Genomic DNA, 20,204 nt, shown 5'->3' with positions numbered 1-20,204 from the left:
GGGTGCATGCAAGGGGATAGGAATGGCAATGCATATAAATCCAAGCAACCTAAAGATGCAGGATTCAGGTTGCTTGAATACAGCTATATTAAAATGAGGTTAGATAGCAAAAAGGGCTGAACAACTCAGCCCTTCCACTTAACGCAATATTATGGATACAAATCAAGCAACAATGTCTTCTTTATGTTCGATAGTAGAAGAAGAGCCACTGTTGATTGCGATAGACTTTGGTTTCATCGCATCTGGAATAACCTTCAACAGGTTAATTTTCAGCAAGCCGTTTTCCAGATCTGCGCCGGTTACTTCAACGTAGTCAGCCAGATTGAACTTACGTTCGAACGTGCGGTTTGCGATACCTTGATACAGGTAGTTTTTGCCTTCTGTTTTCGCTTTTTCACCGCGGATGGTCAGTACACCACGTTCTACATTAATGCTCAGTTCTTCTTGAGTGAAACCGGCTACAGCCAAGGTGATAGCGTATTTGTTGTCTTCCAGTGATTCAATGTTGTACGGAGGGTAACCCGCCGTCGCGCTTTCTGCACGGAACGCGTTATCCAATAAAGAAGCAAAGCGGTCAAAACCGATGCTATTACGATACAGTGGGGTCAAATCGATAGTTTTCATCATATATCCTCCAAAGAAGCGATATGTATTTAGATTCAGTAAATGTCTTTGTAAAAGGTCGCACGAATATCGCCACAACCTTCACACTCATATATTTGGAGAGTCACCTGCTTGTTTTCAAGAGAGCATCCCTAAATTAACGTCAAAAAATTTACTAAATGATTGATGATATTTGAATTATTTTTTAATGAAAGTTTTTACGCTCGATGATAAGAGTTTTAAATGATGAATTTACATTGCCGTTAATACGTAATGTTTTTATTTTCAATCAGCAGATCGGGACTCACCGATAACGCGATAGTTTGCTCACGACAGTAGCGTGACATACAGGTATTGAGGCAAAGTGCTTGCACCGCTTTTTTGGAGGCTGGGTTCAGGCAACTGAATTCGGCTGCACAAAGCTGTCCGTTGGTAAACAGTCTTTCCAGTACCTGAACATTGATTTCGAGTTGCACTTTTTCCCCAGAACCCGATCGCTCCCGCGCACACCTTGCCTTGGCTGGCTCTGACATTCATTCATCCCCACCGTTTGTGATAACCATTACCACCAAAATAAATGATAATGGTTATCATTACAATAAAGAATGCCAGCAGGTAGCGTCCTGCCTTCTTTTAGTACGACTTCATCAGTCAGATGCTCCAACAGGTTACTTACCGGAAACCACAGTAAAAGGGGGCGTATAATGGTGTAAATGTCACGAATATCACCCAATAACACGAATCCGCTCCAACAACTTTGCTATCGTGGAAATAACATACCCAGCCCTGAGAACACAGGGGTATGGGAACAATGAGAAGACGAGCATCGTCACCAAAGGAGTCACTCCCTATGCAATCCCGCTACTTCCCCCTTGCGCTGCTGGCACTTTCCCCTTTCACGTTTGCCGATGAGTGTGGTGATGTCACCCTTGCCGACATGAACTGGAACTCCGCTACCTTGATGGCACACGTTGATCAGTTCATTCTCACCAATGGCTTCGGCTGCAATGCTGAACTGGTGCCCGGCGACACCATGCCAACCGGTGTTTCAATGACTGAAAAAGGCGAGCCGGATATCGCCCCGGAGTTCTGGAGTAACTCCCACAAAGAGATGTTACAAAAAGGTGTGGACGAGAAAAAGCTCCGCTTTGCCGGTAAAGCCTTTGTGGAAGGGGGAGAAGAAGGCTTTTGGATACCGAAATACATGATAGACAAACACCCGGAGCTTGCCACCATTGAAGGCATTAAAGCCAATGCGAATCTGTTTCCCCACCCGGAAGACGACAGTAAATCCGGCTTTATGACCTGCCCTGCAGGTTGGACGTGCCAAATCACCGCAGGTCACCTTTTTAATGCCCTGGGTCTTGAGGAAGCCGGATTTGAAATGATTGACCCAGGTTCCGGTGCCGCGCTGGCAGGTTCCATTGCCCGCGCCAATGACAGGGAAAATGCATGGTTTGGGTATTACTGGTCACCCACACCTGTACTGGGTCGTTATGATATGATGAAAGTCGATTTTGGTGTGGACGCCGATCCTGAACACTATGAAAACTGTATTACCCAAGCCGACTGTATCAACCCCAAAGTCACAGCTTACCCACCGTCTGCGGTAAACACGATCACCACAGAGAGCTTCGCTACCAAATCCCCGGCGGCGTATAGATACATCAGCAACCGTGCATATACCAATGCAGACATGAGTGCCATGATGGCATGGATGGAAGAGAATCAGGCAGACGGTGAAATTGCGGCATTTGAATTCCTCGAATCCTATCCACATGTGTGGATGAAATGGGTACCGGAGGATGTGGCCAAAAAGGTTAAGGCTGCGCTGTAATCTCTGTTCCTCGCGATTCCAGCACCGCACCTTAATGCCAGTCAGGCAACCTTTCTGGCATTAAGGTAACGAAGCCGTCGCGTTATCACTTCTTATGAAGGGGATTGGGTAAAGGTCCTGGCACTCCAGGTGGCAACCATTGGCTGCTTGCCACAACAAAGCGCCATGATGATGCCAAAACAGGCACCTTGGGTGATCATCGCCGTGCCGCCATAACTGATAAAGGGTAGCGGGCTGCCCATTACCGGCAACAAGCCGCTCACCATGCCAAGGTTAATAAAGGCATACAGGAAGAAACTCATGGCCAGTGCGCCACTCACCAAACGTGAAAATGGCGAAGCTGTATTCACTGCCAACCACAGGATCCGGCCAGAAATAAACAGGTACAGCAGTATCATGACTACGCTCCCCAAAAAGCCCCACTCTTCGGCAAACGTCGAGAAGATAAAGTCAGTATGACTTTCTGGGATAAATCCAAGCTGTCCCTGTGTAGCATGCATAAAGCCCTTACCACTCACACCACCAGAACCAATCGCAATCAACGATTGGATGATCTGGTAACCTGCGCCAAGGGGATCGGATTCCGGGTTAAGGAACTGGTTTACACGCTGCTTCTGGTAATCTTCCATGAAGAAAAACCACATCACTGGAAGCACCGCACCTACGGCTGCCAATACTGTGCCAATGATCCTCCAACTCATCCCTGCAAGAAACAGCACAAACAACGCGTACATAACAGTGAAAATGGCCCCATCCAGATCCGGTTGAATCACGATCATGCCAGCCGGCAATGCAGTCACCAATACACACAGTGCAATCTTGGCCACCCCCGGCCTGCCGGGGTCTCGCACAACCAGCCAGGCTACAATCATCGGCACTGCAACTTTCACCAGTTCAGAAGGCTGGAAACGCACCGGCCCTAACACTAACCAGCGTTTTGCGCCATTGACGGTTTCACCCGCCAACAGGACACCCAGTAGCAATATAATGGTGATGCCAAACAGGTGGGGCGCATACGTTTTATATTTTTTGGCTGGGATAAGGGAGAAAAAAAACAACGCGAATAATGCAAAACCTGCGCGTGCCAAGTGGCGTTCAAGGATAGGTACACTATATCCACTCGCGCTCCACACGCTCATTGAACCGAAGGTGATCAGCGCAATAATCGCCATCAACAGCGGATAGTCCAAACGGGGACGAAATACATTCATGGGGAAACAACAGATTGAAAAAACGAAACAAATGACTTTGCGCGGCCTAAAGGCCGCGCCAGATAAGTAAGTGCTATCAGGCTTCAGCAGAATGTTGCTTGTTGCCACGCATCTGCTTACGAATTCGCCAGGTGATAGCGGTGAGGATCGCAACGCACAATGTGACCAGCGGTGCCGCCATGAGGCCCATGGTCACTATACGGCTCAGTGTTTCGGGCAAAGATGGCAGTACAAATCCAAATCCCGCCAATAAAAAGACCCAAATAACCGCACTTAACCAAGAAAAATATTGGAAGCGTGGCGCTTCTTGAACACGGATCCCCATCATCATAGGAACAATCGAGCGTACACCTGGAATAAACCGGGCAGCAAACAATGCGACCAAACCGTGCTGTCGCAATAGCGCATCCACCGTCTGCATATTTTTCTCAGGCACTTTTTTCAACCAGCGCTGTACCGTCGGTAATTTGTTCAACCAACGCCCTTGCATAAATGCTGCCCAACTGCCTACCGATGCAGACGCAATAAGCAGCGGGAACGCCACTTCGGGAGACAATACACCGACTGCCGAGAGGGTACCAACCAGAATAACAACGCTGTCGCAAGGAAGTGGCGCTGCTGGCAAAAAACCACTTTCCAGACTGATTAAAACAGCAACAATAATATAGATAAGCGTGGCACTGCCAGGCGAAAGCAGTGTGTTGAAGTCCTGATGCCAAAGGGCGACCAGCACCTCCTGAATAGCGTCAAACATATTCTCTCCAACATTCAATAAGAAAAGATCATGATGAAGAAAGCGCCGCTATCGGGTATGAATAAATCGGTACTGCAGGTTTCGAGGCGTTGAGCGTGTCGAGTAACAATTGATAATGGCTGAAACCAACAGCACTAATGTGGTTAAAGTCAGGACAGCAAACGTTACCCTAGTCGAAATCGCCGTTACCCAAATGCCTTTTTCATCACCATTATGACGCTGCGATTCGTACTGGAAGAAACGCGGAGCCATAATACGAAAAAGTGACGACTCCTCTTTGGCCTGGGATGCGTTTCCACTGTTTTTCCATACACTGCGATGATGCTCGGCAACGTCCGCACCAATAGCACCAACTGCACTACTTAACAGCAGTACAGCAATCAGTACCAGATAGATGGAAAGACGCCTTTGCAACAGGTTCACCGTGTATTCCCGAGGGTAATTTCAGGCAGAATTTACTGCTAAACTCAGTGAAAAGGCAACCTTTTTATTGCTCAAAATGGACGTTAGCCATTCAGCGGAATATTGGGCTAAATCACCTCAGGAGCAGCCTGATTGTTGGCTGTTATCCATCCAGAAATTGCGTGACAACGATTGAGGCATCAGGACATCTGTTCTCATCCCATGACTTAAGATGAGATGTTTTTCTCAGTCAACAACATTGAGAAATTGACTGATGGATTACCCTGTTATAGTGGCACGCTAGTTTCAGTGTAAAACAGTTAAGGAAAACGGCTGATGAACAAGTGGTACATGGTTCGCCGATGGATCACCTCCCAGTTTCAGCATTTAAGCGGGAAGCATATTGTTGTGGCCGTTGTGGCGTATGCGTTTTTAAGTTGGCTGATGCTTCGCTTAGCGGGTGAACAAACACTGACTTCGCCTTTCGTTGATTACCTCTATTACCTGTTAGTGACGGCTTCGACCGTGGGGTATGGCGATATGTCTCCCACCACAGAGGCAGGAAAGTGGGTTGTGGCACTATTTGTCATCCCCTGCGGACTCAGTATTTTTGCTGTTGGTGTTGGTCGCCTGGCTGGCGTCACCATTGAATACTGGCGCAGAGGCATTTTAGGAAAAAGGAGTGTTGACGTGTCTGGACACATTTTGATCCTGGGTTGGAATGAGAGCCGAACCCTACACCTCATCGATATGCTGCTCCATGAGGAAAAAGACAAGCGCCCTATCGTATTGTGTGTGCGCGCAGAGATTGAAAACCCGCTACCAAAAGAGATCGATTTTGTTCGCACCACCAGCTTTACCGATGAAACAGCCATGGCGAGAGCAGGCGTAAGCGATGCTGATTGCATCATTATCGACAACCCGGAAGATGATATTACGTTCGCCGCTGCCCTTTTCTGTGCCAGCAAAAACCCGGATGTTCATATTCTGGCGTACTTTCAGGAAGACGTACTGAGCGATTTGCTGAAAACCCACTGTCCGAATGCAGAGTGTATTCCTTCTGTCTCGGTTGAAATGCTGGCCAAATCTGCTGTCGATCCGGGTTCATCAGAACTTCACCATGAATTGCTCAATACCCGCAAAGGCATGACGCAATATGCAGTGACTTACCCAGCCAATGCCCAATACACCACCGTAGAAAACTTGTTTGTGCGAATGAAACGCAAACATGATGCAACCTTGATTGGGTTTCGCCGCGACAGCCAAGTCAGGCTCAACCCGCCGCTTGATCAGGAAATCAAACCCAATGATCTGCTGTTCTATATCGCAGATGAAAGGGTGTTGGATTTTACGTGGGACTAATACGAAAAACATACAAAGGGAGCCGGAGGGCTCCCTTACCTACTGTTTTGGCAGGACATTAAACAGACATTCAACCGATTGTAAATTACAGCGAGGCAGAGAATCCTCCTCTATTCACGCCGTTACATTCAATGGGCGTTGACACCTGATCGCCCCGACAAGCGCCTTCAGGCCAGCATCCACTTTTGAACGTGGGCACCCCAGATTTAACCTGACGTACCCTTTCCCTGATTCGCCGTAAACACTGCCATCCATGATGGCGACGTTGAAGTGCTCAATGAGGTCACGTTGCAGTTTTTGCATATCCAGTTTGAGCGGTGACAGGTCAATCCAGGCTAAATAGGTGGCATCAGGCACCCTATAACTGATCTCTGGAAAAGCCTCTCGAAGCGTATCCCGAACCCACTCATGGCTTTCACGTACATACGCATTCAGTGCATTCAGCCAATCCTCGCCTTCGTTGTAAGCCGCCATCATACCGATCACGCCAAGAATGGAAGGTGAAGAAAGACCGTCAACCTCTTTCAATTTGAACAAGTATTCATTGCGCGCGTTGTCATCCGGAATAAAAGCGTAGGCACCGTTCAAGGCAGGAATATTAAACGACTTGGACGCAGACGTAACCAGCGCCCAGCGCTGTGTCATACCAAAGCCCTGCCATGGCGTGTGTGCGCTGAATGCCACATCCATATGGATTTCATCCGAGATCAGCGCCACGCTGTGCTTATCACACAGCGTGGCGATACGTTGCAGCTCGTCTTTGTGCCAAATGCGACCGGTCGGGTTATGCGGACTGCAAAGCAGGAATACCTTGGTGTCAGCATCAGACAACTGGGTTTCCAGTAACCCCCAGTCGATCTCCCAGCTACCATCAGTTTTAATTAAGGGGTTACGTACACAGCGACGGCCCGCCCCTTCCACCAATTTGTCAAAGGCATCATACGCCGGTGTCTGAAACACCACACCCTCGCCTTCATGGCTCCACTTTTCAATCAACTTGGCGATGATATAAATCACCGACGGACCATAGACGATGTTGTTTTTGTCAATTTGTACCTGGAACCGACGCTGGTACCAGCATTCAATCGCCCCTTTAAAATCCTCATGATTCCAACGGCTGTAGCCCAAAACCGGGTGCTCAAGGCGTGCTTTCAGCGCCTTCATCACCGGCGCTGGCGCACCAAAGTCCATGTCTGAAATGGTAAAAGGCAGCAAACCTGCCTTGCCAAATCTGTCCTGTACATAATCCCACTGCGTGCAGTAAGTGCCCATGCGGTCAATAGGTGTATCAAAGTCAAATGTCATCGCTGCTTTCTTCTTCTACACAAACAGGAAAACCCCCGACTTACTGGCTGCGGGGGTTCAGAGAAAAACGGCTTAACTTGCGTTCATCAACGCCTGCATTTCATTTTTAACCAGGTGAACCTGGGTGCCGATCACGACCTGAAGATTGTGGGCATCCAGCTTAACAACACCCAGTGCGCCGTAAGATTTCAACTTGTCGGCATCGACCAACGCCATGTTTTTGACCGACAGGCGCAAACGGGTGATGCAGTTGTCCAATGCTGTGATGTTCTCTTTGCCGCCCAGTGCTGCAAGAATCGCCGCACCTTTACCCGATTCATTGATAAACGCGGCCTCCAGTTCGGTATCCAACTCTGCGGTATCCACTTCACGGCCTGGGGTGTTCAGGTTGAACTTGGTGATCGCAAATTTGAACACTGTGTAGTACACCGCAAACCATGCTGCGGCAACTAACGGCACCAGATACCACTTGGTTGCGGTACCTTGCAGCACACCAAATACCAGGAAGTCGATGATATTGCCGTCGGTATTGCCGATAGTCACATCCAGCAACCCCATCACCATGAAACCAAGGCCGGTCAGAATAGCATGGACAACATACAGCGCCGGAGCCACAAACAGGAACAGGAATTCCAGTGGTTCAGTAATACCACCTACCACGCAGGCAACCACGCCGGAGATCAACAATGCTTTAATCTTGCCGCGGTTTTCAGGCTTCGCACAGTGATACATCGCCAGTGCCGCCCCCGGTAGGCCACCAAGGAATGCAGGCATTTTACCCTGTGACAGGAACGCCGTAACCTCTGGGCTAAAGCCGTTAGTGTCTGCACACGCCAGCTCAGCGTAGAAAATGTTCAGTGCGCCAGACACGGACTGCCCACACACTTCCATGGTACCGCCAGCTTCGGTGAAACGGATCAGCGCAACCAGAATATGGTGCAGGCCAACGGGCAGTAACAGACGCTCACCGGTACCAAACAGGAAAGGACCAAACGCGCCAGCGCCTGCAATCAGACTGCCGATACTGTTGATGCCTGCGGCGAAGTAAGGCCATACGAATGGGATCAGCACACCCACGATGCCCAGCGTGATCGCGGAGATGATGGGCACAAAACGCGCACCACCGAAAAATGCCAGCGCATCAGGCATCTTGAAGGTATAAAAACGCTGGTGCAATTTGGCAACGATAATACCGACCATCACCGCACCCAGGATACCGGTATCAATAGACTCTATGCCGATGATACTTTTCACGCCATAGGCTTTACGCTCCAACTCATCACCCAACACACCACTCACGGTCAGGAAGAAGTTGATCGCCAGGTTAAATGCGGCATAACCCACGAAGCCGGCAAACGCTGCCACACCTTTCTCTTCACGTGCCAGACCCAGAGGGATGGCAATTGCGAACATCACTGGCAGGTAAATGAATGCGACCAAACCAATCTTGGTCATCCACATGAACAGGTATTGAAGCAAGGTGTTATCCAGTAAAGGGATCGCTTCACGGATGGCATTACTCGACAGCGAACTGCCGACACCCAACAAAATGCCAGAAAACGCAAGGAGTGCCACCGGCAACATAAAGGTTTTACCGAGGCTTTGCAGGAACTCCCACATGGTGGTTTTTGTCGCTTTATTCGTCATTACAACTCTCCAAATTATGAGCATATGACTGGTGTGGAGTCCTCAACCAAAGCATGAACCGGTTGCCAGCCCCACACGCGGGGACTCAGTGTTTCGCCGCTCATACTAAAAAAATAAAATAGAGGTAAAACGTTTTATCAAAAAGTTTGTGATCTTCGCATCGAAAGAAAATCCGTAATTTTGATCAACGTTAAAAAAACTGAAGGTCCCAATATTCTTTTCAGATAAAACGTTTTATCTATATATTCAATAAACCTCATATTAACGCCCGTTTTGGGCATCACACACTAACGGGTCTATCAAATAAGGAACACACTTGAAGAAGGTGACGATCACGGATGTCGCTGAGCATGCAGGTGTCTCAGTCACTACCGTTTCAATGGTATTGAGCAACAAAGGGCGGATTTCACCAGACACCGCCGAGAAAGTGAACAAAGCCGTGGCAGAACTCGGTTATGTACGTAACCGCGCCGCTGCCAACCTTCGCTCCCACAGCAGTGAAATCCTTGGCCTTATCCTGAAAGACATCAGTGACCCTTATTACGCCCAGGTAGCGGCAGGACTTTGCGAGGAAACCGAAAAGCAAGGCTACATGGTTTTTCTGGCACAAAGCGGCAATGAAGACAAATTTGAACAGTGCATGCTGACCATGGCACGTCAGGGTGTCGGTGGCATCGCATTCTGCCCCACCAATGAAAACCAGCAAGTCAATACAGCAGTACTGAACGCGCACGACTTGCCGATGGTATGTATTTCCCGGGCATCAGTGAACCAGCAGATAGATTATGTTGGCCCGGATAACGCCAGCGCTGCAAAGATAGCAACCGAGCATTTGATCGGACAAGGTCATCGCCGCATTGCCTATGTGGGCGGAAAAAGCAGTTCGCTATGCCGTGCCGAGCGGGTGGGAGGCTATTGCAGCACACTGATGCAATTTAGTTTGCCGTTCAAACCGGAATGGGTCGTTGAATGTGAGGCAGGGCAGGCACCGGCAGCGAAAGCTGTTGAAACCCTGCTTGCCAAGCATCCCCAAATCAGCGCTGTTCTTTGCCATTATTCATCCACAGCCCTAGGGGCTGTTCAGGGGGTTCACCGCATTGGACGAAGCGTAGGTAACGATAGCATTTTCAACAAAGAGATTGCGATTGTCGGGTTTGATGCTGTTCAGGATGCCGAGCTGACAGCCCCCCTTATTCCATTTATCAATTCAAATGCCAGAGAGATAGGCAGACAAGCAGCAAAGCGGCTGATTGAACAAGTGGAAAAACGAGACACAGCCCCACGAAAAATCATCGTTGCCCCCTCATTCATCAACCACTCTGTATATACCTAAGTCACTTGAAGGTGCGCAGATTCAGGAGACTTGGGTATAAAGAATTTTGGCGTGAATACTGGTACATTAGCGCCATCATTTTCTGATTCAGTACGATTACATTGGAACTTTTCAACATATCCTGTCTTGATAAGCCCCTGCGTCTGGAAGGATCGCTGGCGGGCTGGCAAGCACTTTACTGGGACAACCAGCTCGTCTCTCAACTCGCTGCAAGCGCAGACAACGAAGGCGAGAAAACCCATACTTTCCAGCTCACAACGGAAGGGCGCATCCTGACTGTCGAGGTCATCACCAACATCACCTGGCAGCCGTTTAACCTTGAATATCACGTCACTGTCGATGGCAATGAAGTGGCATCCGGAGCGCGTAACGAGAAAGATATTGAACGCCAACACCCCGTTGTTGCCCCGCAAGGAAAACAAAAGTTCAGCTTAATTGGTCTGGCCTCGCTTGGTCTCAAACTGATGAAAAGTGCCAAGGTCATCAAAGTCGTGTTGGCCGGTGCCAGTGTCGCGGCATATTCCTGGCTGTTTTCATGGCAGTTTGCACTGGCACTGATTGCCTGTCTTGTTGTGCATGAATATGGCCATATCCGCGCGATGAAATACTTTGGCATGAAAACCAAAGGGATTTACCTGATCCCGTTTATGGGCGGTTTGGCACTGTCAGATGAGAAGATCAACACCCGCTGGCAGGATGTGGTGATTTCCATTATGGGCCCTACTTTTGGCCTGTTGATGTCACTGGCGGCGTTGATCGCCTATTGGATCACCGGCAACGTGTTTTTTGCGGGGCTGGCAACTTTCAATGCTCTGTTGAACCTGTTTAACCTGTTGCCTATCCTGCCGCTTGATGGTGGGCATATCCTCAAAAGTATCAGCTTTTCGATGAACAGCATGGCGGGTCTGGTTGCCTGTATTGCCGGTGCCGCAATCGGTGTGTATGTCAGTTACGCTTTCGGTCTGGCATTGCTGGGCTTTTTGCTGCTGATAGGAAGTGCGGAAATTATCTTTGAGTGGAAATACCGCCACCACTCTCACCTGTTGCCATTAAACCGTTATGGTCAGGTTTTTAGTACGGTTTGGTATTTCGCAACGGTTGCATTGCTGGTTGGTGTCATCACCTACTTCGCCACCCAAGGTGACGAGCTGCTGGCGCTGCCGCTGATTATTCTCCAGAGTTAACACCTGCCCCACTACACCCAACTGCCTGAAGCAGCAGGTAATTGTAGTAAAAAGACTAAACGCCAGCCTGTGCTGGCGTTTGACAGTAACGTTCCCGGGCATTCAGTGACATATAGGATGTCGATCTGTCCCACCCTTTAAATCCGTTCAACGGGGCAGTGAAAGGGAAGCGCTCTTTTTCCACCCGCCTTTATTGCGCCCCTTTATAATGCGCGATGATCTCTGCATTGCTCACTGCGCAGTCGGACTTCAATCCCAGAAAAAAAACACCATTCGCCGCATCTACGTTGAATTTGTCCGGGATTAACTTATCAAAGCCCATGATCCAAAACAGAGAGAGCTTCACCATTTTCCCAGCCATGTGGGACCGGAACAAACCACTGAAAAAACTCTCTATCGCCCACAGCAACTGGGTACCGGCTCCGGAACTCACGCCTGACTTCACCACATCAAATTTGCGAAACAGTAGCCGGTGTCCACTTTCAGTAAAGCGCATAAAATCATACGCCCCCTCGTGGACATGCTGCAGAAAAGGGGTTTCAGCGTAGACCATTCCTTCAGGCTTTAACACACGGTGAACCTCTGCAACCACACTGAATGGATCGATAACATGCTCAAGCACGGCCTGGACAATCACTGCGTCAACGCTGCTGTCTGATAACGGAATACAATGCGCGTCTGCGACAAACTGGACATTGGGAGAGGGGTAAACATCAAAAGAGATAAGCTCAATATTCTTGTCTTCATAGAAAGGAGCCATACCTTCGCCGATCGTGGCGCCTCCCACGATCAACACCCGGGGATTTGTTTTCTTTTCAAACAGACGGGCCAGCAATAACGCCACATTGTCTTTCGTGGAATGCGAAGGTGGCGACACCATTCGCTTTACGACCTTTAACACTCCTTTATAGTGACTTCGCTCAACGGCAGATGTTTGCGGTGATACTTGCCATCCCAACCCTTTACAGCATTCAGAACAAAGCAAAATAGGATACCCATCTAAGACTTGGTACTGAATATCGTCACTCATGGAAATAGCATTGGCTTCAGTGTCAATACTTTTGATCTCAGCGCCGCTTCGCGGACAACGAAGCAGTGCCAATACATCCTTTTGATCCAGAAGCATTGTTCGCTCCAATCTTGGTTTTCAGTCGATAAATAACGTTATCCCAAAACCACCTGATACCGGGATATACCCAAGAAAACAGGCTCAAGAGATACCTTAATCAAGCATCTGTGGGCTAACGTCATCAGTTCATCAGAACTTGGTCATTTTATTCACATGGGAGCAAGCCAATCGCGGATAAAAGTAACGACAAAAAATCTGTTTCATGAAAACGCAAGGCAGGAAAAAAGAAAGAAAACAAATGAGTATGTGGCATTAGCGCATGTGTGATATGCGCACAGCCCCTAATCAACCACCATGTAAAAAAGGCAGTCGGACAAGGCGATATCCCGGTTTGTGGTGATCATAAAAAGCTTCGATGCATGCTTTAAACGCAGTTCTCCTTGCGCTTCATAAAACAGCGTGCTGATTGGATGCCCACCTTCTCCATCGTTGGTGATCATCGCATCCACACCTTTATTGCCCAGCCAGCCAATCATGCTGTCCGCTGCCATCCATCCAAAGTTGTGGCGGTCAATATCGGGGGGGAGCGTCAGGTCTGCGTCATCCACTTTTCTGTCGTGGTAGCAAAGTGCCAAGCCTGGCTTTAGCTGCACGCGAACAGGGTGGTAAAGCAGATCCAGCGGCCAGAATCCGGTGTGATCCTGGAAAAGGTTCTCTACTGAGATAAAGTGGTGAAGGCCATTTTTGGCAACCTCGTGTGCGGCAAGATCATTCGCACCGCCACACTCCACGGTAACAATTGGCGATACGTCAGTGGTTTGTTCCATCAAGGCACCAAGCATGACAGAGCTGCAAAGCATGCGTTCGGTAAACAGGGAGGCTATTTGCTGGTGTTTTTCATCATCAACAATTGACACCGAAAACGAAGGGCTGGTGCCGGATGTATTATGCAAATCAACCACTGCTTCAGGCTGTAGTTCTGCAATACGCTTCAATATATCGGCGGTGATTTGGTAGCTGTCATCTTCTCCATACTTACCAAAGCACCGGTTCATGTCCGGTTTATTGGTAAGGTGGCGAGCCGTAAATGGGGTGCCAAATAAAGCGGCATTGACGTTTGCCAGACAAAAGTGGGTAGTGGCTGCACAATCGGTTTTTTGCTGCGCGAAATGCCACAATGCGTTAACACCAGAAGGCTCATTGCCATGGAGTAACGTCACCACAACACGATGACGGTTTGGGTCTCGTCCCGGTAAGGTTAACCAGCTTGGTCCAGGCAAGCTAGCCAGCCAGGCAACCAATCCGCGCCTGAGATCGTCTTCAGTTGGCCAGCTAACATCATGTAGCATCATGGCTTTTTGCACTCCATTTAATGGTGAATATGCCACTGCATCATAAAACCGGCCAATGCGAAACAGGCTCACCGTTGAAATATTGCTTTTGATACAAAGCAAACATCTTGTTCAGCGCCACATCACGACCATATTTCCGTTCAAACCCTGCCAGTGTTTTAAGCTGCCAGACTGCCCCACTTTGCCGCTTCGCAAGCCGGTGTTCAATCACCGCCATTAACATGTCAGCTTCCAGCCTGGCGACCCCCAGTTTTACCAGCGCGTCTGCAACACCGGGAAGTAATTTAGCAAGAACATCCACCAGCGGGTACTCCTGTAACCTGCCAGTCTCAGAAGATTCCCAAAGAATGTCAGCATGGATGCCATACTGGGCAGCGCGGTAAAAATTATATTTAGCAAATTCAAACGGTAGCCGGTCCAGCAATCTATCCAGATTCTCTTGTAATGCATACGCAAGCCCAATGCAGAGCGCGGCGTTTGCCACCATGTCAATCGTCGTCGGCCCCGCGGGTAAACTGCGCAGTTCTATTCTCAAATGCCCACCGTCGGCGTCATCATAAACAGCGCGGTTCCAGCTCCATATGGTGCTTTGGTGAAGCCGTAATGCACCCAGTATAGGCCCACATCCTTCCTTGCATGTCGATGCCGGCAAATCAGGCAGTAACACCGGCTGTAAACTCACGCCTTGGCGAAACAACTCCAACGCACTTTTGCGAACATAGCCTTTACCATAGGAAACACGCGCTGGCACGTGCCAGCTCATGCCACATAAGTTCCGGCTATCAATCGATTGCTTGAAAAGAGGTACCCGGGTTTCATGCCAAAGTTTTTTTTGCAAAAAGATCGGTGAATTCGCGGCTAGCGCCAGGGTAAAAATGGTCGCAATCTGAATACCGTTGTACCACTGGGCAAATTCATCTGGCTTAACCCGGTAGTGCACCTGAAACGACGTATTGGCCCCTTCCAGGGTGACATCTTCAGCATCGATTTGCAGGCTCTCCAATCCATGAATGCAGATATGGAAAGGACCTCTGCGTGACTCACGTAAAATATCCGTCAGTGCTTGGTATCGCGGTAAATTTGTCATGGATTCAGGGCCAAAATCCCCATCCCGCAACGTAGGTAATATGCCGATCGGTATAACATTGATGCCATCCCCCCTGGCGATGCCTTGCAGAAACTGAAGTTTCTGATCCATATTGCGTTTAAGAAAGGTGAAAGGAGAACCATGGAACCCGGTATAGGGGCAGTTATATTCAACGTTAAACCGATTGATTTCCGGGGTCATCAAAGGGTCAGCAGCCTTGTCGAGAATATCAAGGTTACAATGCGCGGGCCGGTGATCCTTGTCAGTCAGATAAAGCTCCAACTCCGCACCCAGAGTACATGCTCCTTCTCCCCAACCCGGCGTATCGAGTAATGCCTCAAGTTGGTCCAGTTCAGATTTTAGCTGCTTGGCGAACTGTTTATGATCGCGGACGCTAAACGAGGTTTTGTTAATATCCTGTCCCACTGCTTCGCCCTCGCTTGACTTCAATGTTTAACATAGAACAAAAACACTGCTGTTACAGGCAGCAAGCAGAGTGGGCCCGTATTCAGACCAGTTTTCGCATTCCTGAGCGCGGTTCCTGTTGCAAAATCGGCACCCTATTTCCGTGGGATCAGACTATCTGGTACACTCGCGCTCCTTCTAAAACGTGGAATTTTTCATACATGTCAGGCAATGCTTTTTCCCTTCTTCATCCGACACTCCAGCACACGCTGAATGTGCTGGGCTACTCCGATCCTACGGCTATCCAGCAACAAGCCATTCCTCATGTGTTGGACGGAAAAGATGTGATGGGCGCCGCGCAGACAGGCACGGGCAAAACAGCGGCGTTTGCCCTGCCAGTTATCCACCAGCTTTTGGAACGTGGCGTAAAAGGCGCAGCCAGGGTTTTGGTTGTCACCCCCACCCGCGAACTGGCACAACAGGTATATGAAAAAGTCGTCGAATACAGCCAGCACACGTCACTCAAATGCGTCGCTCTTTATGGTGGCGCAAACATCAACCCGCAGAAAAACCAACTGGCGAAGAAGCCAGAAATCATCGTCGGAACGCCGGGCCGTCTACTGGATCACCTGCATATCGGCACTTTGACACTCAACAGCCTGGATACCCTGATCCTGGATGAAGCTGACCGCATGCTCGACATGGGCTTTATTTCAGACATCAAACGCCTGATGAAAAAAATGCCGAAAACACGCCAAACGCTCTTTTTCTCCGCAACCTATCCCAAACAAGTGGTAGATCTGGCCTACCGTCTGTTGAGCAATCCTGTTCGCATTGAAGTGTCCACAGCCAACAGCACTGCTGAGACGGTAAACCAGTTGGTCCACCCTGTTGACAAAAAGCGCAAACGGGAACTGCTTTCTTACCTGATTGGCAGCCGCAATCTCCAGCAGGTATTGGTATTTGCCAAAACCCGGCAAAGCACTGAAACATTAGCCAACGAGCTCAAACTGGATGGCCTGAAAGCAGAAGCGATCCACGGAGAGAAAACCCAGGGCGCAAGGAACCGGGTACTGGAAGGGTTTAAATCTGGGGAAGTACGGGTATTGGTCGCGACAGACGTCGCTGCCCGCGGGTTAGACATTCCATCGCTGGATACTGTGTTTAACTACGAATTGCCTCACCAACCGGAAGATTACATTCATCGTATTGGCCGTACCGGACGCGCAGGAAAGCCAGGCATGGCGATTTCACTGGTCAGTCGTGAAGAAGAAGGCATGTTGACAGCAATTGAAACACTGATCGACCAGCGACTGCCGCAAGAATGGTTGGCCGGGTATGAACCGGATTTACATGCTGACATGGAATACCGCCAGAAACGAGGGGGACGGGGAGGAGAAAAACGCCGTCTCAAACGTCAGCTTCTCAAAAAAGTGGGGGATGGAAAACGCTAACGTTACTGATAAACGGCGCACTGTGCGCCGTTTTTGCGTTTTACTTAGCTCCACAAGCCGTTACCACACTGTAATATCTACTTTTTTAGATACATATTCCTCTCTAAATATTGCTGACCATTTTATTGAAAATGGGCCATATGCTTCTATATTCAAAAAAGAGCTGGATTTTATTTTGCACCGATGGACTAGGAGAATGGTCGATGAAAACAAAAACAATGATGTCAGCAGTGTTTGGTGTCATATCCGTCCTTGCCATAGTTACTATTACGCTGTCGTTCACTGTTCTCGATTCCGCCAATCAGTTGAAAGACACCTCTGAAACCCGTTACAAATCTTATCAAGTCGCTGATGAGCTCAGGCAAAGCTCAGATGATTTAACCCGGCTGGCCCGAACCTATTCGCTCACGGGGAATGAAGACTACGAAAAAATGTACCTGGATATCCTCGCTATCCGGAATGGTGAGAAACCACTGCCTGAAAAATATCACCAAATTTATTGGGACTTAGTGTTGGAGTACGGTCAAAAGCCAAAACCAGATGGTAGAACCATTTCGATAAACCAACGCATGACAGACCTTGGCTTTTCAGAAAAAGAGTTTGCTTTCTTGAAAGAGGCACAAGGCAACTCCGATGCCCTCGTCAATCTTGAAGTGAAAGCGATGAACGCCGTTAAGGGATTATACCCAGACCCTACTACTGGCAACTACACAGTGAAAGGTCAACCGGATTTGGCGATGGCTGCCGAACTGCTACACAGTAAAAAATACCATGTTGAAAAAGCCAAAATTATGGCACCCATCGATGAGTTTTTCTCTGCGTTGGAAACGAGAACCCAAGGCTATTTCACCAAAGATTTTAATGCCTTGTACACCAGTGTGTTGGTCACACTGGGCCTGATGGCTCTCATGGTCTGCTCATCGGTCATCGGCTTTTTTATCGTTAGCCGGACCATTTCATCGCCCATATCCCAACTCCGGGAGCAGCTTGTTGACATCGGCAACAGCCACGATATCTCTTCACGCATCAACATTAAGGGCAAAGGTGATGTGGCAGATATTGGTCACCATATCAATGCATTACTGGAAAATCTTGCCAAGGCAAACGCTAGCCGGACCCAGGTTTTCCACCAGATCTCAGATCTAGCCCAGACAACAGGCAATGCCGTTCAAGAAAGTTCTCAAAGTGCAGAATCCCTGAAACGCGAAACGTACACCGTTGCTGCAGCTGTAGAAGAAATGTCAACAGCCCTTTCACGGGTTGCTGAAGTGACACAGGATGCCGAACAGAAAGCATCTGAAAATGATGCCAATGTCGCCAAAGGTGAAAGCGCCATGAATTCTGCTCTCAACTCAATGGCAGGGCTACAAAGTGAATTTACCCACTCTCAGGAAGCAATGAGTGGTCTGGTCACAGAAAGTGCACAGGTATCCAGTGTGTTGGACGTGATTAAAGCCATTGCCGAACAAACCAACCTGTTAGCACTTAACGCAGCGATTGAGGCAGCACGCGCTGGCGAGCAGGGACGTGGTTTCGCCGTTGTTGCCGACGAGGTCCGTTCACTGGCGCAACGCACCCAAGACTCAACCAAAGAAATCGAAGAAATCATTTTAAGTCTTCAACAAAAAACTAACCTGATGGGAGATGCGATAGAGAAGTCAGCTGGACTGATGGCAAGTTCAAATGAAGATATTCAAGCCATTGGTGAAGTGTTTGAGCAAATCAAAGGTAGCACCAGTCAGATTTTCTCACTCAACTCAGAAATTAAAGCCTCAACTGACGAGCAATCCAGCGTTGCACAAAGCATCAACGAGAACCTTACCCAAATCAGCGATCTCAGCAGTGCTGTTGCCAACAGTCTCACCTCGATTGAGGATTCTGTTCGGACACTCACAGACAATACAAGAACTCTGAACAGCGGCAACGCAGCTTAAAGGGATATCTGGGTGCTGACGCCCCGGAGTATTTAAACAAAGTATCGCACCGCACGGCGCGATACTTTTTGCGTTAATCGACTAACTCAATCCCAAGGCTTTCCAGCAGATTCAATGCTTCATAACGGGAAAACCTGGCGCCTTTCACTTGGTTTTCAAGCACATTGATCGCGTAATCTGTCGACTCGTCCAGTCAGCATTGTTATATAAACCGCAGTCTTTTCAAGATCACCACTTCCAGCGCAACCACTGCAATCAGTGACAGACAAAACAGCGTAAATGCCATCGGGTTTTCAACGCCCGGTATCCCACCGATATTGACCCCTAAAAGCCCCGTGAAGAACCCGGCAGGCAGGAATATCCCCGCAATCACCGAGAACAAATAGGTATTCCGGTTCATCACTTCTGCTTGCTGCTGATTTACATTCGTTTGATAGAGGTTGATTTGATCGATATAAAACTCAATCGACTCATTTATTCTGGCTATGGTATCCAGACAGTTTTTGATATGGTTTTTATGGGGCTTCAGCACCGGAATATCTGCATGAAGTAAGTCCTCAAACACATAATGTTGGGGTTTCAGGTAACGCCGCAAACGAAGCAATCTCGAATTGAGGGTATTGAGGGTTTTCAAATTAGCCACATTGACCTCATCCAGCCCGTCAATACTCTCTTCTACCGGCGAGAGAAAATCGGAAATAATGCCGTTAATCCCCGTCGCCATCCCCACCAGCAAAGCGGGCAAAGTACCAGGCCCTTTCCCCATTTCCAACCGTTCGATTAAGCGGGAAACGGCGCGGGACGGTACCTTCCGGGTAGAAATAATTGCACCGTTAAACCAGAGAATACGCAGGCTGAGCATGTCATCTGGCTCAGAGCCTTCATTGAGATTGATGCCACGCAAAATAACCAAAAAGCAATCATCGTGAAATTGCTCGAAACGGGGACGGGTATCGTCTGTCAGCAGCGAGTCGATAATCGCCTCTGGCACCTTATTTTCTGTCAACCAGCCCCGTAAGCCGATAGCGTCACGCTGGCAGTGATACCAGTTTCCGGAGGTGATGGCAGATGGTTCATTGCCGATTTTCTCCGCAATGTTATCTGCAAAACGCCAACAGGTAATGATAAAACTATCCATAGTTCGTCCTTTAAATTCTAGAACGTTATTAATCTATTAAAAATACATTCTTCGCAATGTTTTTCATTGCTGCCAACCAGTGTTCTCACTATGCTTGCTGCATTGAAAACACTGCGCCGTCGGAAAA

General features: G+C 48.7%; 17 protein-coding genes and 1 pseudogene. 6 read left to right on the top strand and 12 right to left on the bottom strand.

Going from position 1 to position 20,204, the window contains the following annotated elements; translation table 11 throughout:
- Positions 1-162: 162 nt before the first annotated feature.
- Both AC6IB1_RS00210 and AC6IB1_RS00205 read right to left on the bottom strand, forming a co-directional pair.
- Positions 163-624, bottom strand: a complete 462-nt coding sequence (locus AC6IB1_RS00210; protein ID WP_005504432.1) for an Hsp20 family protein — start codon at positions 622-624, stop codon at positions 163-165.
- 242 nt (positions 625-866) lie between these two features.
- Positions 867-1,136 carry a hypothetical protein gene (locus AC6IB1_RS00205; RefSeq protein WP_497566399.1) on the bottom strand — a complete coding sequence of 90 codons (270 nt, stop codon included), beginning with the start codon at positions 1,134-1,136 and terminating at the stop codon, positions 867-869.
- A gap of 317 nt (positions 1,137-1,453) precedes the next feature.
- On the opposite strand from AC6IB1_RS00205, the gene AC6IB1_RS00200 reads away from it, so the two are divergent.
- Positions 1,454-2,440 (top strand): ABC transporter substrate-binding protein, encoded by a 987-nt coding sequence (locus AC6IB1_RS00200; protein ID WP_497566398.1) that lies wholly within the window; start codon positions 1,454-1,456, stop codon positions 2,438-2,440.
- Positions 2,441-2,532: 92 nt separating this feature from the next.
- Here the strand turns inward: AC6IB1_RS00200 and rodA are convergent, their stop codons facing one another.
- From rodA to AC6IB1_RS00185, 3 genes are all read right to left on the bottom strand, one after another.
- Positions 2,533-3,651 carry a rod shape-determining protein RodA gene (gene rodA / locus AC6IB1_RS00195; RefSeq protein ID WP_497566397.1) on the bottom strand — a complete coding sequence of 373 codons (1,119 nt, stop codon included), beginning with the start codon at positions 3,649-3,651 and terminating at the stop codon, positions 2,533-2,535.
- A 76-nt stretch (positions 3,652-3,727) separates the two neighbouring features.
- Positions 3,728-4,405, bottom strand: coding sequence for a DedA family protein (locus AC6IB1_RS00190; protein ID WP_497566396.1), 678 nt, complete (start codon positions 4,403-4,405; stop codon positions 3,728-3,730).
- A gap of 48 nt (positions 4,406-4,453) precedes the next feature.
- Positions 4,454-4,828 carry a hypothetical protein gene (locus tag AC6IB1_RS00185; protein ID WP_497566395.1) on the bottom strand — a complete coding sequence of 125 codons (375 nt, stop codon included), beginning with the start codon at positions 4,826-4,828 and terminating at the stop codon, positions 4,454-4,456.
- Between the two features lie 315 nt (positions 4,829-5,143).
- Between AC6IB1_RS00185 and AC6IB1_RS00180 the strand changes: the two genes are divergently transcribed.
- Positions 5,144-6,169 (top strand): ion channel, encoded by a 1,026-nt coding sequence (locus tag AC6IB1_RS00180; protein ID WP_497566394.1) that lies wholly within the window; start codon positions 5,144-5,146, stop codon positions 6,167-6,169.
- Positions 6,170-6,283: 114 nt separating this feature from the next.
- On the opposite strand, the gene AC6IB1_RS00175 is transcribed toward AC6IB1_RS00180, so the two are convergent.
- On the bottom strand, positions 6,284-7,474 hold the full coding sequence (locus AC6IB1_RS00175; protein ID WP_497566393.1) for a MalY/PatB family protein: 1,191 nt from the start codon (positions 7,472-7,474) through the stop codon (positions 6,284-6,286).
- A gap of 72 nt (positions 7,475-7,546) precedes the next feature.
- Positions 7,547-9,121: a maltose/glucose-specific PTS transporter subunit IIBC gene (malX, locus tag AC6IB1_RS00170; RefSeq protein ID WP_497566392.1), complete on the bottom strand. Its 1,575-nt coding sequence runs from the start codon at positions 9,119-9,121 to the stop codon at positions 7,547-7,549.
- 316 nt (positions 9,122-9,437) lie between these two features.
- Here malX and malI point away from each other — a divergent pair, with 316 nt between their 5' ends.
- Entirely contained in the window at positions 9,438-10,454 is a 1,017-nt protein-coding gene (gene malI / locus AC6IB1_RS00165) for a Mal regulon transcriptional regulator MalI (RefSeq protein WP_497566391.1), read from the top strand.
- 101 nt (positions 10,455-10,555) lie between these two features.
- A complete protein-coding gene (locus AC6IB1_RS00160) occupies positions 10,556-11,638 on the top strand; it encodes a site-2 protease family protein (RefSeq protein ID WP_497566390.1) in 1,083 nt (360 codons plus the stop codon).
- A gap of 190 nt (positions 11,639-11,828) precedes the next feature.
- On the opposite strand, the gene AC6IB1_RS00155 is transcribed toward AC6IB1_RS00160, so the two are convergent.
- The 3 genes from AC6IB1_RS00155 to AC6IB1_RS00145 all read right to left on the bottom strand — a co-directional run bounded on the left by AC6IB1_RS00155 (position 11,829) and on the right by AC6IB1_RS00145 (position 15,572).
- Positions 11,829-12,764 carry a class I SAM-dependent methyltransferase gene (locus tag AC6IB1_RS00155; RefSeq protein ID WP_497566389.1) on the bottom strand — a complete coding sequence of 312 codons (936 nt, stop codon included), beginning with the start codon at positions 12,762-12,764 and terminating at the stop codon, positions 11,829-11,831.
- Between the two features lie 284 nt (positions 12,765-13,048).
- A complete protein-coding gene (locus AC6IB1_RS00150) occupies positions 13,049-14,059 on the bottom strand; it encodes a M14 family metallopeptidase (RefSeq protein ID WP_497566388.1) in 1,011 nt (336 codons plus the stop codon).
- Between the two features lie 40 nt (positions 14,060-14,099).
- A complete protein-coding gene (locus AC6IB1_RS00145; RefSeq protein ID WP_497566387.1) occupies positions 14,100-15,572 on the bottom strand; it encodes a glutamate-cysteine ligase family protein in 1,473 nt (490 codons plus the stop codon).
- A 200-nt stretch (positions 15,573-15,772) separates the two neighbouring features.
- On the opposite strand from AC6IB1_RS00145, the gene AC6IB1_RS00140 reads away from it, so the two are divergent.
- Positions 15,773-17,005: a DEAD/DEAH box helicase gene (locus tag AC6IB1_RS00140; RefSeq protein WP_497566386.1), complete on the top strand. Its 1,233-nt coding sequence runs from the start codon at positions 15,773-15,775 to the stop codon at positions 17,003-17,005.
- A gap of 203 nt (positions 17,006-17,208) precedes the next feature.
- Positions 17,209-18,939: a methyl-accepting chemotaxis protein gene (locus tag AC6IB1_RS00135; RefSeq protein WP_497566385.1), complete on the top strand. Its 1,731-nt coding sequence runs from the start codon at positions 17,209-17,211 to the stop codon at positions 18,937-18,939.
- A 73-nt stretch (positions 18,940-19,012) separates the two neighbouring features.
- Here AC6IB1_RS00135 and AC6IB1_RS00130 read toward each other — a convergent pair.
- Together AC6IB1_RS00130 and AC6IB1_RS00125 are read right to left on the bottom strand one after the other, a co-directional pair.
- A pseudogene (locus AC6IB1_RS00130) lies at positions 19,013-19,126 on the bottom strand (pentapeptide repeat-containing protein); the annotation flags it as partial.
- A 15-nt stretch (positions 19,127-19,141) separates the two neighbouring features.
- The gene (locus tag AC6IB1_RS00125; protein ID WP_497566384.1) at positions 19,142-20,077 is read right to left on the bottom strand and encodes a zinc transporter ZntB; all 936 of its coding nucleotides are present in this window, start codon (positions 20,075-20,077) and stop codon (positions 19,142-19,144) included.
- Positions 20,078-20,204 lie beyond the last annotated feature (127 nt).

The organism is Grimontia sp. THUN1695 (assembly GCF_059704325.2).
The sequence above is the reverse complement of the archived record's forward strand: the minus strand, read 5'-3'. Positions and strand labels throughout refer to the sequence as shown.